14 protein-coding genes are annotated in these 17,306 nt (G+C 59.3%); 9 read left to right on the forward strand and 5 right to left on the reverse strand.

From position 1 onward, the window contains the following. Positions 1-63: 63 nt before the first annotated feature. Genes QLG03_RS22865 through QLG03_RS22900 form a run of 8 tightly spaced genes read left to right on the forward strand, consistent with a single transcriptional unit; the run spans position 64 to position 8,195 of the window. Positions 64-1,359: an anaerobic sulfatase maturase gene (locus tag QLG03_RS22865; protein WP_132135800.1), complete on the forward strand. Its 1,296-nt coding sequence runs from the start codon at positions 64-66 to the stop codon at positions 1,357-1,359. Further along, positions 1,356-2,360, forward strand: coding sequence for a MoxR family ATPase (locus tag QLG03_RS22870; RefSeq protein ID WP_049014087.1), 1,005 nt, complete (start codon positions 1,356-1,358; stop codon positions 2,358-2,360). Before QLG03_RS22865 ends, QLG03_RS22870 begins: the two co-directional genes overlap by 4 nt. Continuing rightward, positions 2,360-3,265: a DUF58 domain-containing protein gene (locus QLG03_RS22875; protein WP_049014086.1), complete on the forward strand. Its 906-nt coding sequence runs from the start codon at positions 2,360-2,362 to the stop codon at positions 3,263-3,265. The genes QLG03_RS22870 and QLG03_RS22875 overlap by 1 nt, the downstream gene beginning before the upstream one ends. After that, positions 3,266-3,706 carry a DUF4381 domain-containing protein gene (locus tag QLG03_RS22880; protein WP_255987585.1) on the forward strand — a complete coding sequence of 147 codons (441 nt, stop codon included), beginning with the start codon at positions 3,266-3,268 and terminating at the stop codon, positions 3,704-3,706. It begins immediately after the preceding gene. Continuing rightward, positions 3,699-4,676, forward strand: coding sequence for a VWA domain-containing protein (locus QLG03_RS22885; protein ID WP_255987586.1), 978 nt, complete (start codon positions 3,699-3,701; stop codon positions 4,674-4,676). The genes QLG03_RS22880 and QLG03_RS22885 overlap by 8 nt, the downstream gene beginning before the upstream one ends. Continuing rightward, complete coding sequence (locus QLG03_RS22890; RefSeq protein ID WP_255987587.1) at positions 4,673-6,187, forward strand: tetratricopeptide repeat protein; 1,515 nt, start codon at positions 4,673-4,675, stop codon at positions 6,185-6,187. Before QLG03_RS22885 ends, QLG03_RS22890 begins: the two co-directional genes overlap by 4 nt. Continuing rightward, positions 6,184-7,197: a BatD family protein gene (locus tag QLG03_RS22895; protein ID WP_186976383.1), complete on the forward strand. Its 1,014-nt coding sequence runs from the start codon at positions 6,184-6,186 to the stop codon at positions 7,195-7,197. The genes QLG03_RS22890 and QLG03_RS22895 overlap by 4 nt, the downstream gene beginning before the upstream one ends. Beyond that, positions 7,194-8,195 carry an HAD family hydrolase gene (locus QLG03_RS22900; RefSeq protein ID WP_117137003.1) on the forward strand — a complete coding sequence of 334 codons (1,002 nt, stop codon included), beginning with the start codon at positions 7,194-7,196 and terminating at the stop codon, positions 8,193-8,195. The genes QLG03_RS22895 and QLG03_RS22900 overlap by 4 nt, the downstream gene beginning before the upstream one ends. 60 nt (positions 8,196-8,255) lie before the next feature. Here the strand turns inward: QLG03_RS22900 and QLG03_RS22905 are convergent, their stop codons facing one another. The 3 genes from QLG03_RS22905 to QLG03_RS22915 all read right to left on the reverse strand — a co-directional run bounded on the left by QLG03_RS22905 (position 8,256) and on the right by QLG03_RS22915 (position 11,009). Next, positions 8,256-8,876, reverse strand: coding sequence for a LysE family translocator (locus QLG03_RS22905; RefSeq protein ID WP_060590609.1), 621 nt, complete (start codon positions 8,874-8,876; stop codon positions 8,256-8,258). 198 nt (positions 8,877-9,074) lie between these two features. Beyond that, positions 9,075-9,866 carry an HAD-IIB family hydrolase gene (locus QLG03_RS22910; RefSeq protein ID WP_117137001.1) on the reverse strand — a complete coding sequence of 264 codons (792 nt, stop codon included), beginning with the start codon at positions 9,864-9,866 and terminating at the stop codon, positions 9,075-9,077. 222 nt (positions 9,867-10,088) lie between these two features. Next, entirely contained in the window at positions 10,089-11,009 is a 921-nt protein-coding gene (locus QLG03_RS22915) for a LysR family transcriptional regulator (protein WP_132135811.1), read from the reverse strand. A 104-nt stretch (positions 11,010-11,113) separates the two neighbouring features. Here QLG03_RS22915 and QLG03_RS22920 point away from each other — a divergent pair, with 104 nt between their 5' ends. After that, positions 11,114-11,779 (forward strand): SDR family oxidoreductase, encoded by a 666-nt coding sequence (locus QLG03_RS22920; protein ID WP_255987591.1) that lies wholly within the window; start codon positions 11,114-11,116, stop codon positions 11,777-11,779. 89 nt (positions 11,780-11,868) lie between these two features. On the opposite strand, the gene atzF is transcribed toward QLG03_RS22920, so the two are convergent. Beyond that, positions 11,869-13,665 carry an allophanate hydrolase gene (gene atzF / locus QLG03_RS22925; protein WP_255987593.1) on the reverse strand — a complete coding sequence of 599 codons (1,797 nt, stop codon included), beginning with the start codon at positions 13,663-13,665 and terminating at the stop codon, positions 11,869-11,871. Beyond that, on the reverse strand, positions 13,662-17,267 hold the full coding sequence (gene uca / locus QLG03_RS22930; RefSeq protein WP_255987595.1) for an urea carboxylase: 3,606 nt from the start codon (positions 17,265-17,267) through the stop codon (positions 13,662-13,664). The genes atzF and uca overlap by 4 nt, the downstream gene beginning before the upstream one ends. Positions 17,268-17,306: the final 39 nt, after the last annotated feature.

Consider the following 17,306-nt stretch of genomic DNA (forward strand, 5'->3'; position numbering starts at 1 on the left):
GTTCGTGCTTTGAAGAGCAGTCAATCTGCGCTTTGTTTGTTTTTCTGTTCAGGGGTCTGCTATATGAAGTACAGCACCACACTACCCGTTAAGGCGCTTCCGTCGGCGGAAAAATATGACGGCAAAGGGCCAGAATACAAGCGCCGCTTTCATGTCATGGCTAAACCAACCGGCTCAACCTGCAACCTCGATTGTTCCTACTGTTTTTACCTGCACAAAGAAGAGCTTCTGCATCAGGACAGACATACCGGAATGAGTGACGAGGTGCTGGAGAATTTCATTCGCCAGTATATTGACGGTCAGGACGGTGACCAGGTGGTATTTTCCTGGCAAGGCGGCGAACCCACGCTGATGGGGTTAGCGTTTTTCCAGAAGGTTGTGAAATTTCAGAAGCAGTACCAGAAGCCCGGACAGCGTGTCGAGAATGATTTACAAACCAATGGCGTGTTGTTAAACGATAAATGGGCTGAATTTCTAAAAGAACATCAATTTCTGGTGGGACTCTCTATTGATGGCCCACGAGAACTGCATGACCGCTATCGCGTGACCCGTAGCGGCAAACCGACATTTGACAAAGTGATGGCGGGCGTTGAGGCCCTGAAGCGTCACGGCGTCCCATTTAACGCGCTGGTAACGGTAAACCGGACCAACGCCCGCTTTCCGCTGGAAGTGTACCGCTTCGTCACCCGCGAACTGGGTGCGACCTATGTACAGTTTAATCCTTGCGTCGAACCTGTTGATTTCAAACAAACCGCGCCGCAATTCTGGCAGGATGACGTCATCCCGCTCACCGGTAGCCGCCGCGCGCGTCCCGGCGACCTCGACTCCATTGTTACCGACTGGTCGGTTGACCCGGAAGACTGGGGCACGTTTCTGATTGCCGTTTTTGAAGAGTGGGTGAATAACGACCTGGGCCGCGTGCAGGTCAATCTGTTTGAAACGGCGGTCGCCCAGACAATGGGAATGCCGGCGCAAATTTGCACCCACTCAGAATTCTGCGGAAAAGGGCTGGCGATTGAGAAAAACGGCGATATTTATTCCTGTGATCACTATGTCTACCCGGAATATCAGATCGGCAACATTGAGCATGCTCAGCTTTCGCATCTGGCTTTCTCCGAACGGCAGAAAGCGTTTGGCATGGGCAAGCGCGACACGCTGCCCAACTACTGTAAAGCCTGCCCTTATCTGAAGCTGTGCTGGGGCGAATGCCCGAAAAACCGCCTGGTGCGCGCACCGGACGGCGAGTTGGGACTGAATTATCTTTGCCCGGGCATTAAGGCCTTTTTCAACTATGCCGAGCCGATCCTGGTGGGCATCGCCACTTTAATTAAACGTGATTTTGCAGGGCTACGCCGATGATAAATCGAGAGAAGTTATTGCAGCTTGAGCAACGCATGAACGAACAGGTTCTCGGTCAGGAAGAACTGGTGCGCATGTTGATAGTCGCCCTGTTGTGCGACGGACACGTGTTGCTTGAAGGATTACCGGGCCTGGCGAAAACGCGCGCGGTACGCGAACTTGCCCGCCACGTTGAGGGGGATTACCGTCGTATTCAGTTCACGCCTGATCTTCTGCCCTCAGATATCACCGGCAGCGAAATTTATCAGCAAAACGCCACCCGTGAAGAGGATCAGTTCCGCTTCCGTCCCGGCCCGGTGTTCGGCAATATCATCCTCGCCGATGAAATCAACCGCGCCTCGGCCCGCGTGCAGTCCGCGCTGCTCGAAGCCATGGAAGAACGTCACGTCACCGTGGCGGGCAAAAGCTGGCCTTTACCCGGTGTTTTTATGGTTCTGGCCACGCAAAACCCAGTGGATCAGGAAGGTACCTGGCCTCTGCCGGAAGCCCAGCTGGACCGTTTTTTGATGAAGGTACTGGTGCACTATCCGTCAAAAGACAATGAACAGAAAGTGATGCAACTGGTGCGCGCCGAGCAGCAGAAAAAGTATCAACAACTGACGAGTACCGCATCAGCACAGCCAGAACAGACCGATACGCTCATGCTGAGTCAGCAGGAAATCGCTGAATGCTGGCAGGCGATTTCCGCTATTCACGTCTCCCCGACCGTCGAAAATTATATCGTCAACCTGGTAGACTTAAGTCGTCATCCACAGTCGGTGAGCGATACGCTGGCCGGTTATCTGACGTTTGGCATCAGTCCTCGCGGCACGCTGGCCCTGGAGCGCTGCGGGCGAGCGCAGGCCTGGCTGGAAGGCCGGGACGCGGTGCTGCCCGAAGACATTAAAAAGATCGCCCCAGCGGTATTACGTCATCGTCTGATGCTCAGCTACCAGGCCAGCGCGGATAACTGCACGCCGGACGATGCCGTGCGGATGCTGCTTGATGCCGTGGTGGCATAATGAGTAGCGCCGTTCGCATTGACCGGGAAACGCTGCTGAAGCTCGCCGCAGAGGCGCGAGCCATCGCCAATCCGCCAGGGCAGATCCCGCCTGGCGCGCTTGGGGGTGAACGTACATCACGCCAGCAGGGCCGCGGGCTGAACTTTGACAGCCTGCGTCGTTATCAGCCCGGCGACGACGTCCGGCTGATTGACTGGCAGGCTACTGCCCGCATGCGTACGCCGTGGATCCGACTTTATAACGAAGAAAAAGAGCGCCCCGTCTTTCTGCTGGTTGATCAACGACGGGATATGTTTTTTTCCACGCGCGTTCAGACAAAATCCGTCGCGGCAGCGAAAACTGCCGGATTGCTGGCGTGGCGCAGCTGGCACGACGGCGATCGTTTAGGCGGCATTGTCTTTGGCGATCGGGACTTTTCTCTGCGTAAATGCCGCGCGCCAAACGGTACGCTTCCCGCATTTCTCGACGATATTGTGCAGTACAACCACGCCGTGGCGGATAATTATCCGCGGGAAACGCCTGACCCACTTTCGCTGGCCACCATTCTGCGCCACTCTCTTCCGTTAATTCCAACCGGCTGCTGGGTCGCGTTAATCAGCGACTTTCACGATCTGGATAACGAGTGCGATGCGCTGCTGGCAGCCCTGCGCCGTCGAGGGGAAGTGAGTGCATTCGTGATCCTCGACGATCTGCATTTGCGTCTGCCTGCACACGGGCGGCTGGCCGCCCGGTATGAAGGGCAAGAGGCGGCCTTTTCGCTCTCGCCTGCGCTACAGGACGGCATCAAACAAAGCATCACGGCGCGACTCTCAGCCCAGGCGTCTCGTCTCACGCGACTTGGCGTGCAGGTGAAGCAGATTGTCGTCGCCGGGGATCTAGTCAGACAGCTTCAAAAAGAGGTATAGATGCTGGAGAAAGGATTTACGATACCCGAACTGGCGGAACCGGTTCTTCCCGATTCACCGTCATGGTTTCCCCTACCGCCGGGATGGTTTGTACTGGGCGGTATCCTGCTCGCCCTGTTGCTCATTTATCTCATCATCCGCATCGCCAGATGGCGGCGAAACCTGTGGCGTCGCCAGGCGCTGTCGGCTCTCGCTCAACCGCAAACGGTAGACAGCTGGCTGCTGCTGATGAAACGTATTTTGCTGGTGCATCAGCCGCGGGAGCAAGTGAGCGGCGCGCTGGATCCTGCCCAATGGTTGCAAAACGTCCCGCTGGATGACGCGTTACGCCAGCAGCTGTGCGAACGCTACTGTCAGCCAGAGAACCAGCTCAGTGATGGCGATACCGAACGGCTGCGTATGCAGCTTCGCTCCTGGCTTGAAGGATTACCCCATGTCTGACTTCTTCTCACGTCTGGAGTTCGCCTGGCCGTGGGCCTGGATGCTGCTGATCCTGCCGCTGGCAAGTCGCTTTGTGATGGCCAAAGAGCGCTCGTTGAAAGAGTATGTCCGGGTTCCTTTTTTGCCTGGGCTGATTAATGAACTCCAGCTTAACAACCAACCTGCACATGGCGGGAAGCTATCCACCTGGCTGTTCTGGCTGGTATGGTCGCTGTTGGTCTGCGCCCTCGCCCGCCCGGAATTGCTTGCCCCGCCGCAGCATACTGAAAAACCGATGCGCGATATTATGCTGATTCTTGATGTTTCCGGCTCTATGGAGAAAAACGACGTCACGGGCGGTATCACCCGTCTGCAGGCGGTACAGAGCTCCGTTAAAAAATTCGTAGCGGCTCGTAAATCCGATCGTATCGGGCTGGTGATTTTTGCCAACAGCGCCTGGCCCTTCGCGCCCGTCAGTGAGGATAAACAGGCGCTGGAAACCCGTATCAATCAGCTTGCGCCTGGCATGGCGGGACAACAGACGGCGATAGGCGACGCGCTGGGCGTCACGGTGAAACTGCTGGATTCCAGCGGCGATACTGACGCCAGTAAATTAGCCATCCTGTTGACCGATGGTAACGACACCGCGTCACAACTGACCCCTCGCCTCGCCGCTCAGCTGGCGGCCCGTCATCACGTACAGGTTCACACCATCGCCTTTGGCGACGTGAACAGCGACGGCGATGACAAAGTGGATGCCGCTCTTTTACAGGATATAGCTCGCACCACCGGTGGGCGCGCCTGGACGGCAGAGAATAGCGGAGCTTCGCTGGATGCGGTCTGGCAAGAAATTGACGCGATTACGCCAGTGCAGGTAAAAAGCATCGGCTGGTCGTGGCGTATACCGCTTTTTGCCTGGCCGCTTGCCGCCGCACTGCTTCTGTTGCTGACCTTTAATCTGTATCGCGCGTTCAGGGAGAGAGCGGCATGAGTGATTTTCACTTTTTATACCCCTGGCGTTTGCTGCTGCTGATCCCGGCCATCGCGCTGTGGTGGTTACCCTCCGCCGGGCATAGCGCCTGGTCGCGCATCATGGACAAGCCGCTGGCGAAAGCGCTGATCGTCGGGCGGCAGCGCAAGCTCACCCGCGTACTGCCATGGCTGACGATGCTTGGCCTCATCGCGCTGGCTGGCCCAAGCTGGCAGCGTCAGCTTCCCGCCGCGCTGACGACGGAAAGTAACGTGATGGTGATTTTGCAACAGGATACCGCCATGTTTGCCAGCGATCTGCCTCCCAGCCGCCATCAGAGGATGCAGACCAAAATCCTGTCCCTCATGGAGCGCATGCCGGGTACCCGATTTGGCCTGGTGGTGTATAACTCCGGTGCCTGGCTAACCACCCCGCTCACTGTCGATACGGCGTTTTATTCGCTATTCCTGCATGCGCAAACCCCCGCGTTATTACCGTCTGGCGAGGGTTCCGGACTTCAGCATGCCATCTCACTGGCCATGCATAATATGCCCACCGCCCCGCGCAGCATTATTCTGGTGGCGGATACCCTTAGTGCGGATGACGCCAGATGGCTAGGCACACAAAAGACACCGCTGCAGATCTGGGTGCCGGGAACCGCTCAGGGGGGCGCGCTGCCTGAAAAATATGCCGCCAGTGAAACCGATACGCGACTGAATGTTAAACGCTTCGAGCAGGTGCGAGACGAGGGGATCCCCGTCACGCTGGTGACCACCGATGATGACGATCTGCCCGTGATACAGAGCCATATTCAACAAAGTGTCACCGCGCAGAACAATGCCCGGAGTGATTTACACTGGCGTAACGATGGCTGGATGCTGGCGATACCTATGCTCGTCATGCTGTTTATCTGGCGACGCCAGCTCTTTTGCTGGATTTTAATCGCGCCGCTGCTGCTCTGGCAGCCATCCGGCCATGCCGCCTGGCTTGATGCCTGGATAAGTCCCGATGTGCAGGGTCAGCGTGCCTTTGCCGAGGGGGATTATGCCCGCGCGGCCCAGCATTATAGCGACCCGCTCCGGCAAGGTATTGCATGGTATCGGGCGGGCAATTACCCCGCCGCTACCGCCGCGTTCCGCCAGGCGCAACAAACCCCGGAAACCCTGCTCTGGACAGGCAATAGTTATGCCCAGCAAAAACAGTGGCAGCAGGCGCTAAACAGCTATGACCGGGCGTTAAGTCTGCGCCCGGACTGGAAGCTGGCCCAGGGGAACCGCGCCAAAATCGCCGCGATCATCATGCAACTGCGGCAAAAAGAACGCGAGAAAAAGTCGGCGCAAGGTGAAGAAGCCGATTACAAACCTGATGAAATTAAACATGATTTGAAACCCGACGATGGCGTTGAACAAAAGGACATTCAGCCCATTGCTGGAGGGAATCCGCAGGTGAATCAGTGGTACGAAAATCTGACCGTTTCGCCTTCGGGGCTGCTGGAAAGTCTCTACCGCACTCAGTCAGGAGAAGGCCAATGAAACTTATCTGGTTAATTCTGGTGGCGGCGCTTCCCTGTCAGGCAGCCATGACGGTCACGCGCGAGCTGGTTGCTCCCGAACACGTTGTCCCAGGCCAACCGGTGCGCGTGGCGGTGACGTTCTGGACGGACTCATGGTTTAATCCGCCGCCGCAGTGGCCCGGTTTCCCGGTCGAAAATGGCGATATCTCGAGCAAAGCCGAACCCAATCAGCTGCTGACCCGTCACGCCGAGGGAACCAGCTGGAGCGGCGTGCGCATGGAACGCCAGCTCACTGCCTGGGATGCAGGTAAGCTGCGTTTACCGGCTTTTGAAATGACGTTAACCGCCTCCGGACAGGCGCCCGTGACGGTCAAACTACCGGCGCTGGAAACGCAGGTTAACTGGCCGCAAGGAATTGAACAGCCAGACCGTTTCCTGCCCGCTTCAGGTCTCTCGCTCAGCCAGAAGATCAATATTTACCGTAGTGGTAAAGATAAAACGCTGCGTGCCGGCGACGTTATTGAACGCGTCGTCACCGTCCGAGCCACGGAGGTGATGCCCGCCCAAATCCCACCGCTGCTCTATGCCATCAGCGGCACCCATACCCAGCGTCTGCCGCCTGAAAATCGTCTGCTGACTTCGGGTCGGGGGGATCTTGAAGGCGCGGAACGCGTGGAAACGCTCCGCTATTTGCCTGTTGTTGCGGGGGAAGTCACGCTGCCGCCGATCAAATTGCGGTGGTGGGATACAACCCATCAGCAGTGGCAAACCGCTGAACTCCCCGGCAGCACCTACCGAATTGCCGCTTCGCGCTCGGCCGGTGCGGAATCCTCGTTAAAGGGCGATCGTGGCACGTTGACCCGGCAGAATGCGTTAATGCTCGCAGGCGGCCTCGCGTTACTCATGCTGATGTTTATTTTCCGCCGCACTTTGCTGCGTAGCGCGCGTTACTTATCTCACCGTTGGCGCCGATTCTGGCAGCCACTTTCGCTACCGGGACAGACCCCGGATAACAGGAGTTCACGATGAAGCGTACGTTAATCGCTCTGACTTTATTCGCCCTCTGCGGCAACGCAGTGGCAGATCCACTCTCAGCATGGAACGATACGGCAGCCAAGCGCGCCATTGAAGAATGGGTGCAAGGTGCCACCAACCCAGACCGCTCAACGTTTATTCCGGCCGAAAAACGCTACGTCGTATTTGATAATGATGGCACCCTCTGGCCAGAAGCGCCGCTGACGTTTCAGATCCGGTTCGTGCTGGATGAGATCAAACGTCTGGCCCCGCAACACCAGGAGTGGTCTAGCGACGCGTTGGTGCAGGCCGTGTTGAAAGACGATATCAAAACTGTCGCCGCTTCCGGCGAAAAAGGGCTTATTCATCTTTTATCGCTGACGCACAGCGGCATGACGACAGATGACTTTAATCAGCGCGTTGCTAACTGGGTTTCATCGCATAAGGACCCGCGTTTTGGCTGCCAGTACGATCGGATGGGATATCAGCCGATGCGTCAGCTACTGGAATATCTGCGGGCCAACGGTTTCAAAACCTGGATTGTCTCCGGCGGCGGTATCGATTTTATGCGCGTACTGTCGCAAAAGATGTACGGTATTCCACCTGAACAAGTGATCGGGTCGTTTTCGCTTGGCGAATTCGCGTTATCTGATGAAGGGACAAAAATTACCAAGACAATGTCGGGGGCCTTCAATGACGATGCAGCCAATAAACCCGTGGCGATCCACCTTTTCATGGGCCAGCGCCCTGTCGCGGCATTTGGCAATAGCGATGGCGATCTCGCCATGCTGCAGTACACCGCCGCCAATCCTGACGTCAAACCCTTTGGCCTTCTGGTGCATCATACGGATCCCGTGCGTGAATATGCCTATGATAGTCATCCTCCAGCCAGCGGAAAGCTGATTGATGGATTAACGCAGGCAAAAGCGCATGGCTGGACCGTCGTTGATATGAAGCAAGACTGGAAAACGGTGTTTGATCCGGCACAGTGTGTGACCCAGCCGGGATCGTAGAGCCTGTACCTCAAGATAGCTGAGCAAAGCGCAAAAACAGGGGCAAAGGCCCCTGTTTTATTACCGGCGGCTCATCGCCAGCTTCGCCGCAAAAAGCAGAAACAGGCAGCCGGTCGTTCGATCCATCCATTTCACTACCGCCGTTTTTTTCAGGATACCCGCGGCATAGCGAGTGGCGGTAATCAGGGTTAACGACCACAGCGTACCAATCAATACATGGATAGTAACCAGGAGAAAGGTCCATGTGATGGGGGAATGCCCCGCCGGGATAAACTGAGGTAAAAACGAAACGTAGAAGACGCCCATTTTGGGATTAAGCACATTTCCCAGCATCCCACGCAGAAACCAGTTGCTCGTGGCGGTTGCCGCTGCCGGATTGCTGTCAAATTGCTGGCGCGGACGCAGAAGCAACTGGATGCCCAGCCAACAAAGGTAGCCCGCGCCGCACCATTTCAACAAGGTATAAGCCAGCTCAGAAACCGCCAGCAGCGCGCCCAAACCAAAGGCCACCAGCGCCCCCCAGATAAAGCACCCGAGATCGATACCTAACGCGGCATGCAAGGCTTTGCGCCCGCCTTCAGCGGTCGCCGTGCGCAGTATAAGCGCGGTATCCAGACCTGGCGTCAGGGTAAGCAGAGTGGCAGCGAGGGTGTAAGCCAGAAGTGAATCAGTGACGAGCATTTCCTGTCTCCGAAAGAGACAAGGCTACTGAAGTGTTCACATTTTTGCAACAAGAATGATGAGCCATTCAAGGTGAATGGCGTTCCGCCTGGATAACGGGAAGTACCCCACATGAAGCTCTCTATCTAACGCATACAACAACCGGACCTGTTGCAACGAACGTAGCCGGTTTAATTCGGCCAGAGCGGAGAAGGCAACTTAACTGATGCTTGCCCTTTTAGCATTTAAAATTCTGTTCGCGCCATCGACAAACCCTTCACCACCTGGAAATTGACTTATCCAGCGAGGCAATGATGGTATAACTTGCGCTATGTCATTGATCGTGTTCATTCCCAACGTTTTGCTGTAGTAACTGAACATAGGTGCATCATTGAGCGAATCACCACTGTAGAAAACCGATGCTTGTTCATCAGATTCTTCCAGTGCATAAAACTGCTTTAACACCTTTCTGCTCATGACGAGTTTGTCATATCCCCCTAACCACCCCAGTACCCATAAATTATTAATGGTATAGCTGCATTTATTTTCCACTAATTCGTCAATAAGTTGTTTGGTCTGCTCATGATTTTTGGGAAGTTTGAAAGCAATACTCGTCAGGCGAAAATCCTGATCGTCAGAAACCTCAACCCAGGGGTATTTCTGGCGAATCTTGATAAGAATATGGCTGATGTTTTTTCGATTAAGAAGATTGTTGTCTTCATGCCAGAAATACCTGTTAATACCCTCACCGACGTTATTTCTGATAAGAAATAATCCTCCATTTTCAGCGATGACCCCATCAACAGGCCACATTCTCGCCATCTGATCGGCCCACCCGGCAGAGGCCGCCGTTACCGGAATAACCTTAATGCCCGCATGTTGTAGCATTTCCAGACTCTGATAGGTTCTGGCCTGCAGTCTGCCCTTATAGGTCAGCGTTTCATCCATATCAGTTAAAACAAAACGAATATTCCGTAGCTCTTCATTCTTAGCGCTATCAATTAAATTCATAATCCCTCCATATTGGTGATATTAATGGCTTTCTTGATAAACGTTAATATCAATTTGGCATTTGATATTCACTATTAATTCGAGTGATTAAACCTTCTCACTGCACGAAGAAAGTCCGCCAGGGCATTATCTGTCCGAGGATAAATTTATTGCTCCGTACATTCAGCAGGAACACTTCGAGGCCCTTCTCCATCAACGTTCTGCGCAATCGGCCCCCCCTGCTTATCGCTTCAATTCGTCCTGCCACAGCGGGGATGACGCCAGCTGATGGCATACCGTGTCGATAAATACCCGGGTCTTGGCGGGAACCAGCGTGCCGGGCGGCATCAGGGCATAAACGCTGACCTTCGCCGCGCTACGCCAGTCGGGCAGCACGCGGACCAGTTCCCCGCGCTGCACCGCCTGGCAAACCATCCACCCCGGCAGCAGTGCGATCCCGGTTGCCCGAATGACCGCCGTCAGCAGCGCTTCACTGATATTGGTGGTGAGAGGGCCGGCTGGCGTCACCTGGATATGCTCCCGACCATTTTCGAGGATCCAGTAGGGCCAGTCCGGATGGTGGGTAAAGCCGAGACACCGATGGGCTGCCAGTTGCTCAGGATGAGTCGGCTCACCGAAGCGTTGCAGATAGGCCGGCGAAGCAATCAGCTGACTTCTAAACGCCCCCAGCTCGCGCCCGGTTAAGGTACTGTCCCGCACGCTCCCCAGGCGAACCACCGCATCAAACCCCTCCGCGACAATATCGACCCGTCGATCGAGAAAATGGGCATCCAGGCGAATATCCGGATACGCCTGCAGGAAATCAGGAAACACCGGGGCAATCAGCTCCCGGCCAAAGGTCACCGGCAGCGAAACCCGCAACGTTCCCTGCGGGGTGGCAGCAAAGTCCCCCACCTCCCGGCTGGCGGCGCTGAGCTCATCCAGCGCCGCGCGGGCGCGCTGCAAAAACCAGGTTCCGGCTTCGGTAAGCGTTACGCTACGGGTAGTGCGCACCAGCAACCGGACGCCCAGTTTTTTCTCGAGGTGGCTAACCCGGCGGGAAATGACCGACGCATCCCGAGCCAGCCTGCGGCTGGCCCCGATAAAACTCCCTGTCTCGGCCACACAGACAAACGCCATCAGCTCTTCAAAATCATCGAACATGATTCCTGCACCCAGCACATTAATCATTTGCAAATAAGGCTGATTATCAGCGATCTGCCAGGGTATTAACATAGCGGCTCTGCAAACTACAGTGAGAGAAGCACATGAAAACGTTTTTGAGTATCGGGTCCGGTCCTGGGATGGGAATGGCGACGGCCTCACGATTTGCTGGTGAGGGATTCCGGGTGGTGCTGTCCTCACGCAATAAAAACTATGTGGCGGCGCAGGCCGACCAACTGAGAGCGTCTGGATTAGCCGCGGAAGGCCGCGTGGCGGACGCCAGCGATATCACCAGTATCGTGGAACTCATTCGCGAGGTAGAGGTGGAGACCGGCGGCGTGGATGTGCTGCACTTCAACGCCGCGGCCATGCATGACGGTAATCTGGAGACCCAGTCGGTGGCAGGCTTCATCCAGGATCTCACCACCAATATTGGCGCGGTATATGCCGCCATCAAAGCGGTCACTCCGCTGATGGCCGCGCGTGGAGAAGGCGCGATCCTGCTGACTGGCGGGATGTTTGCCACTCAGCCTCACCCGGAGTATCTGACGCTGAGCGTCGGCAAAGCCGGGCTGCTTAACCTGACGCATGGCCTTTTTCCGTTATTAAAAGCGCAGAATATTCATCTTTCCATCGTGACGGTGGGGGCGTACGTCACGCCGGGTTCCGCCGAAGCCCGGGAGATTGCCGAACTGTTCTGGCAGCAATACCGCCAGCCATCAGCGCAATGGACAGCGGAAGCGTTTTATCCCGCCCCACACCATCAGTAACCTTCCCCGGCCGTCGCTCGGCGTCCGGGAGGCATCGCCCGGATGGTGCGGAAGTTCCCTCTGCGGCGCTACCGCAGAGGGTGTTCCGTTTACCTGGCCAGCCACTGGCGCCAGCCGCCCCAGGCGGTGATCTCGGTGGCCGCGCCCAGCCCCCCGGCTTCGCAGATAAAGCCTGTCACCCAGCGGCCGTCCGCCAGCTCAATCTGTCCCAGCCCCAGCGGCGCGGGGATGGCGGCCAGCAGCGACCCCACCTCAGCGCTGGGGATCGCCCAGACTTCCACCGCTATCGCGGCCCCCTCTGGCTCGTCACGCACCATCGCCGGGCGCTTGCCATCCGGGAGGACATACAACCGATAGCGCGGCGCGCTGTGGGTAGCCTGCAGCAGTCGGCCGCCCCGCGCCAGCAATTGACCATTCAGCGGCTGGCCGGTCAGGTGGGCGCCGCATACCGCCAGGGCCATCCGATCATGGCCCGCGGGGCGCGCAGGCGGCGGGCTCTCCAGCCGCGCGCCGCCTGCCAGCGGCAGCCGCTCCGCGCGCTGGAAGGCGTCGGCCAGGCTCAGCAAATACTGATCGGTAAAGGCCCGGCCGAACAGCGTGACGCCGGAGGGCAGTCCGTCGGGCATAAACCCGCACGGCACGCTCACCGCCGCATAGTCCAGCAGGTTCATAAAATTGGTGTAGTAGCCCAGGTCGGCGTTGCGGGCGATGGGCTCCGCCGCCAGCTCGTCCAGCGTTACAGGCCGCGGAAAGGTTGGCGTGAGCACGCAGTCCAGCGTCTCGAGGATAGCATCGCACTGCGCTTTATACTCCTGCAGCTGATACATCGCCTTAAAGGTCGCCGTCGCGTCGATATCAGGCGCTTTCGCCAGCACGTCGCGAATGACCGGCAGCACGGCGTCCGGCTGCTGCTCAATCAACGGGCCAGCCACCGCATAGCGTTCAGCGACCCACGGCCCGTCATACAGCAGGCGGGCGGCGGCGAGAAAAGGCGCAAAATCGATTGCCACGGCTTCCCCACCGAGCGCCGTCAGCCGCTGCACGGCCTGGGCGAACAGCGCTTCGCTGGCGCGGCAGCCGAGGAAGTTAAGCTCCCGCGGGACGCCAAAGCGAAACCCGGCGGACGGCCTGCCGAAGGCCTGACGACTGTTCCACTGGGGATTGCGGCGGCTGTAGCTATCCTGCGGATCGGCCCGGGCAACCAGCGCCAGCAGCTGGCTGGCCTCGTCGGCGGTGGCGCTGAAAAAGGTCACGCAGTCCAGCGTGCGGCAGGCCGGTACCACCCCGGCGGTGGAGATCACCCCTTTCGTCGCTTTCAGGCCCACCAGGTTATTCAGCCCGGCCGGGACGCGACCGCTGCCGGCGGTGTCGGTCCCCAGCGCGAAGCTGGCGACGCCCAGGGCTACCGCCAGCGCCGAGCCGGCGCTGGAGCCGCCGGAGGGATAAGCGGGATGGTACGCGTTGCGGCAGCGACCATACGGCGAACGGGTCCCGTTCAGGCCGGTGGCAAACTGATCGAGATTGGTTTTGCCCACCGGCACCGCCCCCAGGGCAATCAGCTGTGCGACAATGGTCGCGCTTTGCGTCGGCCGGTAAGCAAACGCCGGACAGGCGGCAGTGGTGACGATCTCCGCAAGGTCAATATTATCTTTGATGGCGAACGGCACCCCGTACAGCGGGAGCGTGTCTGGCGAATGGCCTTCCAGCGCCGCCAGAAACGGCGCCTGCTCCGCTTCGCTCAGGAGATGGATAAACAGATTAAACTCGGGATCCAGCGCTTGCGCCCGCTGGCGGATCCCCGCCAGCAGCGCGCGCGGGGTGGTGTGGCCGTTACGATAGTTCGCCGCCAGAGTCGCCAGGCGTAAATCAAACGTCTGCTGCATCATGCCTTCTCCTCAATAATCACTGCCACCCGCTGCCCGGCACGCACCGCGCTGCCTGGCTGCACATTGACCTGCTGAACCCTGCCATCGCACGGCGCCAGCAGCGGGATCTCCATTTTCATCGACTCAAGCACCACCAGCACATCGCCGGCGCGTACCTGGCTGCCGGCCGCGGTCTGTACCTGCCACAGATTACCGGATACCGGGCTTTCCACCCCCTGCTCCCCCGGCTGCAGCGGCGCATCGCCCGCCTCTTCTGTCGCGCTCTCCTGACTGTCGAAATGGGCCTGGCCGCTGGCGATCCAGCGCTCGCGCTCGTCGTTAAACGCCCGCTGCTGATGGTCGCGAAATGCGCTAATGCTCTGCGCCTCGCGAGAGAGAAACTGCTGGTACTCCGCCAGCCGCAGCGTGCTGTGCTCGATGCGCAGCGGGTAGCGTCCGAGCGGGAAATCGCGGCGAATAGCCAGCAGTTCTTCCGCCGAGATCGGATAGAAACGCAGCTGGTCGAAAAAGCGCAGCAGCCAGGGCTTGCCGGCAAAATCGGCCACCTCATGATAGCGATTCCACATCTGCAGGGTGCGGCCGACAAACTGATAGCCGCCCGGGCCTTCCATGCCGTAAACGCACAGATACGCTCCGCCGATGCCCACCGAGTTTTCCGCCGTCCAGGTTCGCGCCGGGTTGTATTTGGTGGTGACCAGCCGATGGCGCGGATCAAGGGGCGTGGCCACCGGCGCGCCGAGATAGACATCGCCGAGACCCATCACCAGATAGCTGGCGTCAAACACCGTTTGCCACACCGCCTGCTCATCCGGGAGATCGTTTATCCGGCGAATAAACTCGAGGTTGCTTGGGCACCAGGGGGCGTCCGGGCGGACGGTGGTCATATATTTGTCGATCGCCTTGCGGCAGGCCGGATCGTCCCAGGAGAGCGGGAGATGCACCACCCGTGTCGGAACCTGCAGATCGTCGCTCATGCAGACCGTGGCCCACTCCTCGCGGACCCACGCCAGCAGTGTCTCCAGCGCCAGCGTTTCCGGCTGGAAATGGAGCTGCAGAGAGCGGATCCCCGGCGTGATATCGATGATCCCGTCCCGGGATTGCCCCTCAAGGGCCTGCATCAGGGCATGGATGCGAAAGCGCAGCACCAGATCCAGCTCCGCCTCACCGGCCTCCAGCAGCAGATGGGTATCGCCGGAGAGGCGCGCCACCAGGCGTTTGTCAGCGTCGCCGCAGGTCATCACCACCGGCGAGGCGAGCGGCACAGGCTGCCAGGCAACGTCCTGCGCCTGCAGGGTCGCCAGCTCCGCGCGACGGCCTGCCGCCAGCCGCCGGGCGGTGGGGACGTCAACCGCCACAAAGCGCACCTTATCCCCCGCCTTAAGCTGGCCCAGCTGCCAGAGATCGGCTTCGATCACCGTGACCGGGCAGACAAAGCCCCCGAGGCTTGGGCCGTCCGGCCCGAGGATCACCGGCATATCGCCGGTAAAATCCACCGCCCCCACCGCGTAGGGGTTGTCGTGAATATTCGACGGATGGAGCCCGGCTTCTCCGCCGCTGTCGCGGGCCCAGACCGGCTTGGGCCCGATCAGGCGCACGCCGGTGCGGCTGGAGTTAAAATGCACTTCCCAGTCGGTGGCAAAAAAGGTCGCCATATACGCCGGGGTAAAGAACTCCGGCGCGCCGTGGGGGCCATAAATCACCCGCAGCGTTCGTACTTCCAAAAGCTCAGGGCGCAGCCCTGCGGGAAGCGCCGCGCCTTCCATGGTCTCAGCCGGAGGCGCAAGATGCAGTACGTCGCCGGCGCGCAGCGCCCGTCCGCCGTGGCCGCCAAACTGACCGAGGGTAAAGGTGCTTTTACTGCCCAGGTAGTCCGGCACCTGAATGCCGCCGCGCAGGCAGAGATAGCTTCTGACGCCTGGCCCGCTTATCGCCCCCAGCCTGAGGGTCGCCCCCGCCGGAACAGAGAAGACGCCGTCCATCTCCTGGTCGATGCCGTCGAGCGTTACGGGCAGCGGCGCGCCGCAGACCACCGCCTGCACCGCGGTATTAAATTTCAGCGTGGGTCCGCTAAGGGTGATCTCCAGCGCGGCGTCGCCCTCGGCATTGCCCAGCAGACGATTGCCCAGGCGCAGCGCCCGGTCATCCATCGGGCCTGAGGGCGGTACGCCCACCGCCCAGAACCCCAGACGTCCCGGGTAGTCCTGGACGCTGGTCTGGGTGCCGGCGCTGAGTACCTCCACGGTATCGGCCCGGTAGCGCAGTTGCTCCAGACAGCGGGTCCAGGGTTCCCCGGCGGTGAACGGCGCAAAGCCAAGGATCTGCTGCAGGTACTGGCGGTTGGTTTCGACGCCGTACAGGCGAGTCTCCGCCAGGGCCTGCGCCAGGCCGTCGATCGCCTCATCGCGGCTGGGGCGCCAGACGATAGCTTTCGCCAGCAGCGGGTCAAAAAACGGCGGCACTTCACAGCCGGCCTCCACCCAGCGGTCGATGCGCAGGGTAGCGCCGTCCGCCGGCGGAAACCAGACGTCGGTTAACAGTCCGGGCGAAGGCTGAAACTGGCGGCCAGGATCTTCGGCGTAAATTCGCGCCTGAATGGCATGCCCCCGGGGCTGTAGCCCGGCGGACAGCTCGCTCAGCGGCGGTAAATCCCCTGCCGCCAGGGCGATCATCCAGCGCACCAGGTCCACGCCCCACACCTGCTCCGTGACGCCGTGCTCCACCTGCAGCCGGGTATTGACCTCGAGGAAATAAAAGCGCTGCGCCGCGCTGTCGTAGACAAACTCCACCGTCCCGGCGCTGCGGTAGTTCACCGCTTTCCCGAGGGCAATGGCCGCGCTACACAGCGCCTGCGCCATCCCGTCCGGCAGATTTGGCGCCGGCGTCTCCTCAATCACTTTCTGGTTACGCCGCTGCAGCGAGCAGTCGCGCACGCCGAGGGCGATAACCGCCCCCTTCCCGTCGCCGAAGATCTGCACCTCGAGATGGCGGGCGCGTTCGATATATTTTTCGAGAAACACCCCGGCGTCGCTGAAGTTGTTTTGCCCCAGCCGCTGCACCGTGGCAAACGCCTCGCTCAGTTCGCGGGCGTCGCGGCAGACGCGCATGCCAATCCCCCCGCCGCCCGCCGTGCTCTTGAGCATCACCGGGTAGCCCACCGCCTCTGCCGCCCGGCAGGCTTCTTCGCTGTCGGCCAGCAGGTCGCTGCCTTCCAGCAGCGGAACGCCCTCCGCTTTGGCCAGCGCGCGGGCGGTATGTTTCAGGCCGAAGGTTCGCAGCTGTTGCGGGGTCGGGCCAACAAACGCCAGTCCCGCCGCCTCACAGGCCTCGGCGAAGGCGGCGTTTTCCGACAGAAAGCCGTAGCCGGGGTGGATGGCGCGGGCGCCGCTCTGCCGCGCGGCGGCAATGATCTTCTCTACGACTAAATAGGTTTGCGCTGCCGGCCCCTCGCCAAGGCTCAGCGCCTCATCCGCTTCGCGGACGTGCAGACTGCTCAGGTCGGCTTCGGCGTAAACGGCGACGCCCTTCACCTGCATGGCGCGCAGGGTGCGCAGAATGCGGCAGGCAATCGCCCCGCGGTTGGCAATCAGTAAGGTATCAAACATAAGCGGAACTCACAGCGAAGCGGGTCGTCCCGCAACAAT

Source organism: Klebsiella sp. V115_8 (assembly GCF_029967715.1).
Classification (GTDB): Bacteria; Pseudomonadota; Gammaproteobacteria; order Enterobacterales; family Enterobacteriaceae; genus Klebsiella; species Klebsiella quasipneumoniae.

Excerpts from the sequence above, each read along its gene's own strand:
- QLG03_RS22885 (WP_255987586.1), top strand. The coding sequence starts at position 3,699 with ATGTCTGACTTCTTCTCACGTCTGGAGTTCGCCTGGCCGTGGGCCTGG.
- QLG03_RS22895 (WP_186976383.1), top strand. The coding sequence starts at position 6,184 with ATGAAACTTATCTGGTTAATTCTGGTGGCGGCGCTTCCCTGTCAGGCA.
- QLG03_RS22920 (WP_255987591.1), top strand. The coding sequence starts at position 11,114 with ATGAAAACGTTTTTGAGTATCGGGTCCGGTCCTGGGATGGGAATGGCG.
- QLG03_RS22870 (WP_049014087.1), top strand. The coding sequence starts at position 1,356 with ATGATAAATCGAGAGAAGTTATTGCAGCTTGAGCAACGCATGAACGAA.
- QLG03_RS22880 (WP_255987585.1), top strand. The coding sequence starts at position 3,266 with ATGCTGGAGAAAGGATTTACGATACCCGAACTGGCGGAACCGGTTCTT.
- uca (WP_255987595.1), bottom strand. The coding sequence starts at position 17,267 with ATGTTTGATACCTTACTGATTGCCAACCGCGGGGCGATTGCCTGCCGC.
- QLG03_RS22905 (WP_060590609.1), bottom strand. The coding sequence starts at position 8,876 with ATGCTCGTCACTGATTCACTTCTGGCTTACACCCTCGCTGCCACTCTG.
- QLG03_RS22890 (WP_255987587.1), top strand. The coding sequence starts at position 4,673 with ATGAGTGATTTTCACTTTTTATACCCCTGGCGTTTGCTGCTGCTGATC.
- QLG03_RS22910 (WP_117137001.1), bottom strand. The coding sequence starts at position 9,866 with ATGAATTTAATTGATAGCGCTAAGAATGAAGAGCTACGGAATATTCGT.
- atzF (WP_255987593.1), bottom strand. The coding sequence starts at position 13,665 with ATGATGCAGCAGACGTTTGATTTACGCCTGGCGACTCTGGCGGCGAAC.
- QLG03_RS22900 (WP_117137003.1), top strand. The coding sequence starts at position 7,194 with ATGAAGCGTACGTTAATCGCTCTGACTTTATTCGCCCTCTGCGGCAAC.
- QLG03_RS22915 (WP_132135811.1), bottom strand. The coding sequence starts at position 11,009 with ATGTTCGATGATTTTGAAGAGCTGATGGCGTTTGTCTGTGTGGCCGAG.
- QLG03_RS22875 (WP_049014086.1), top strand. The coding sequence starts at position 2,360 with ATGAGTAGCGCCGTTCGCATTGACCGGGAAACGCTGCTGAAGCTCGCC.
- QLG03_RS22865 (WP_132135800.1), top strand. The coding sequence starts at position 64 with ATGAAGTACAGCACCACACTACCCGTTAAGGCGCTTCCGTCGGCGGAA.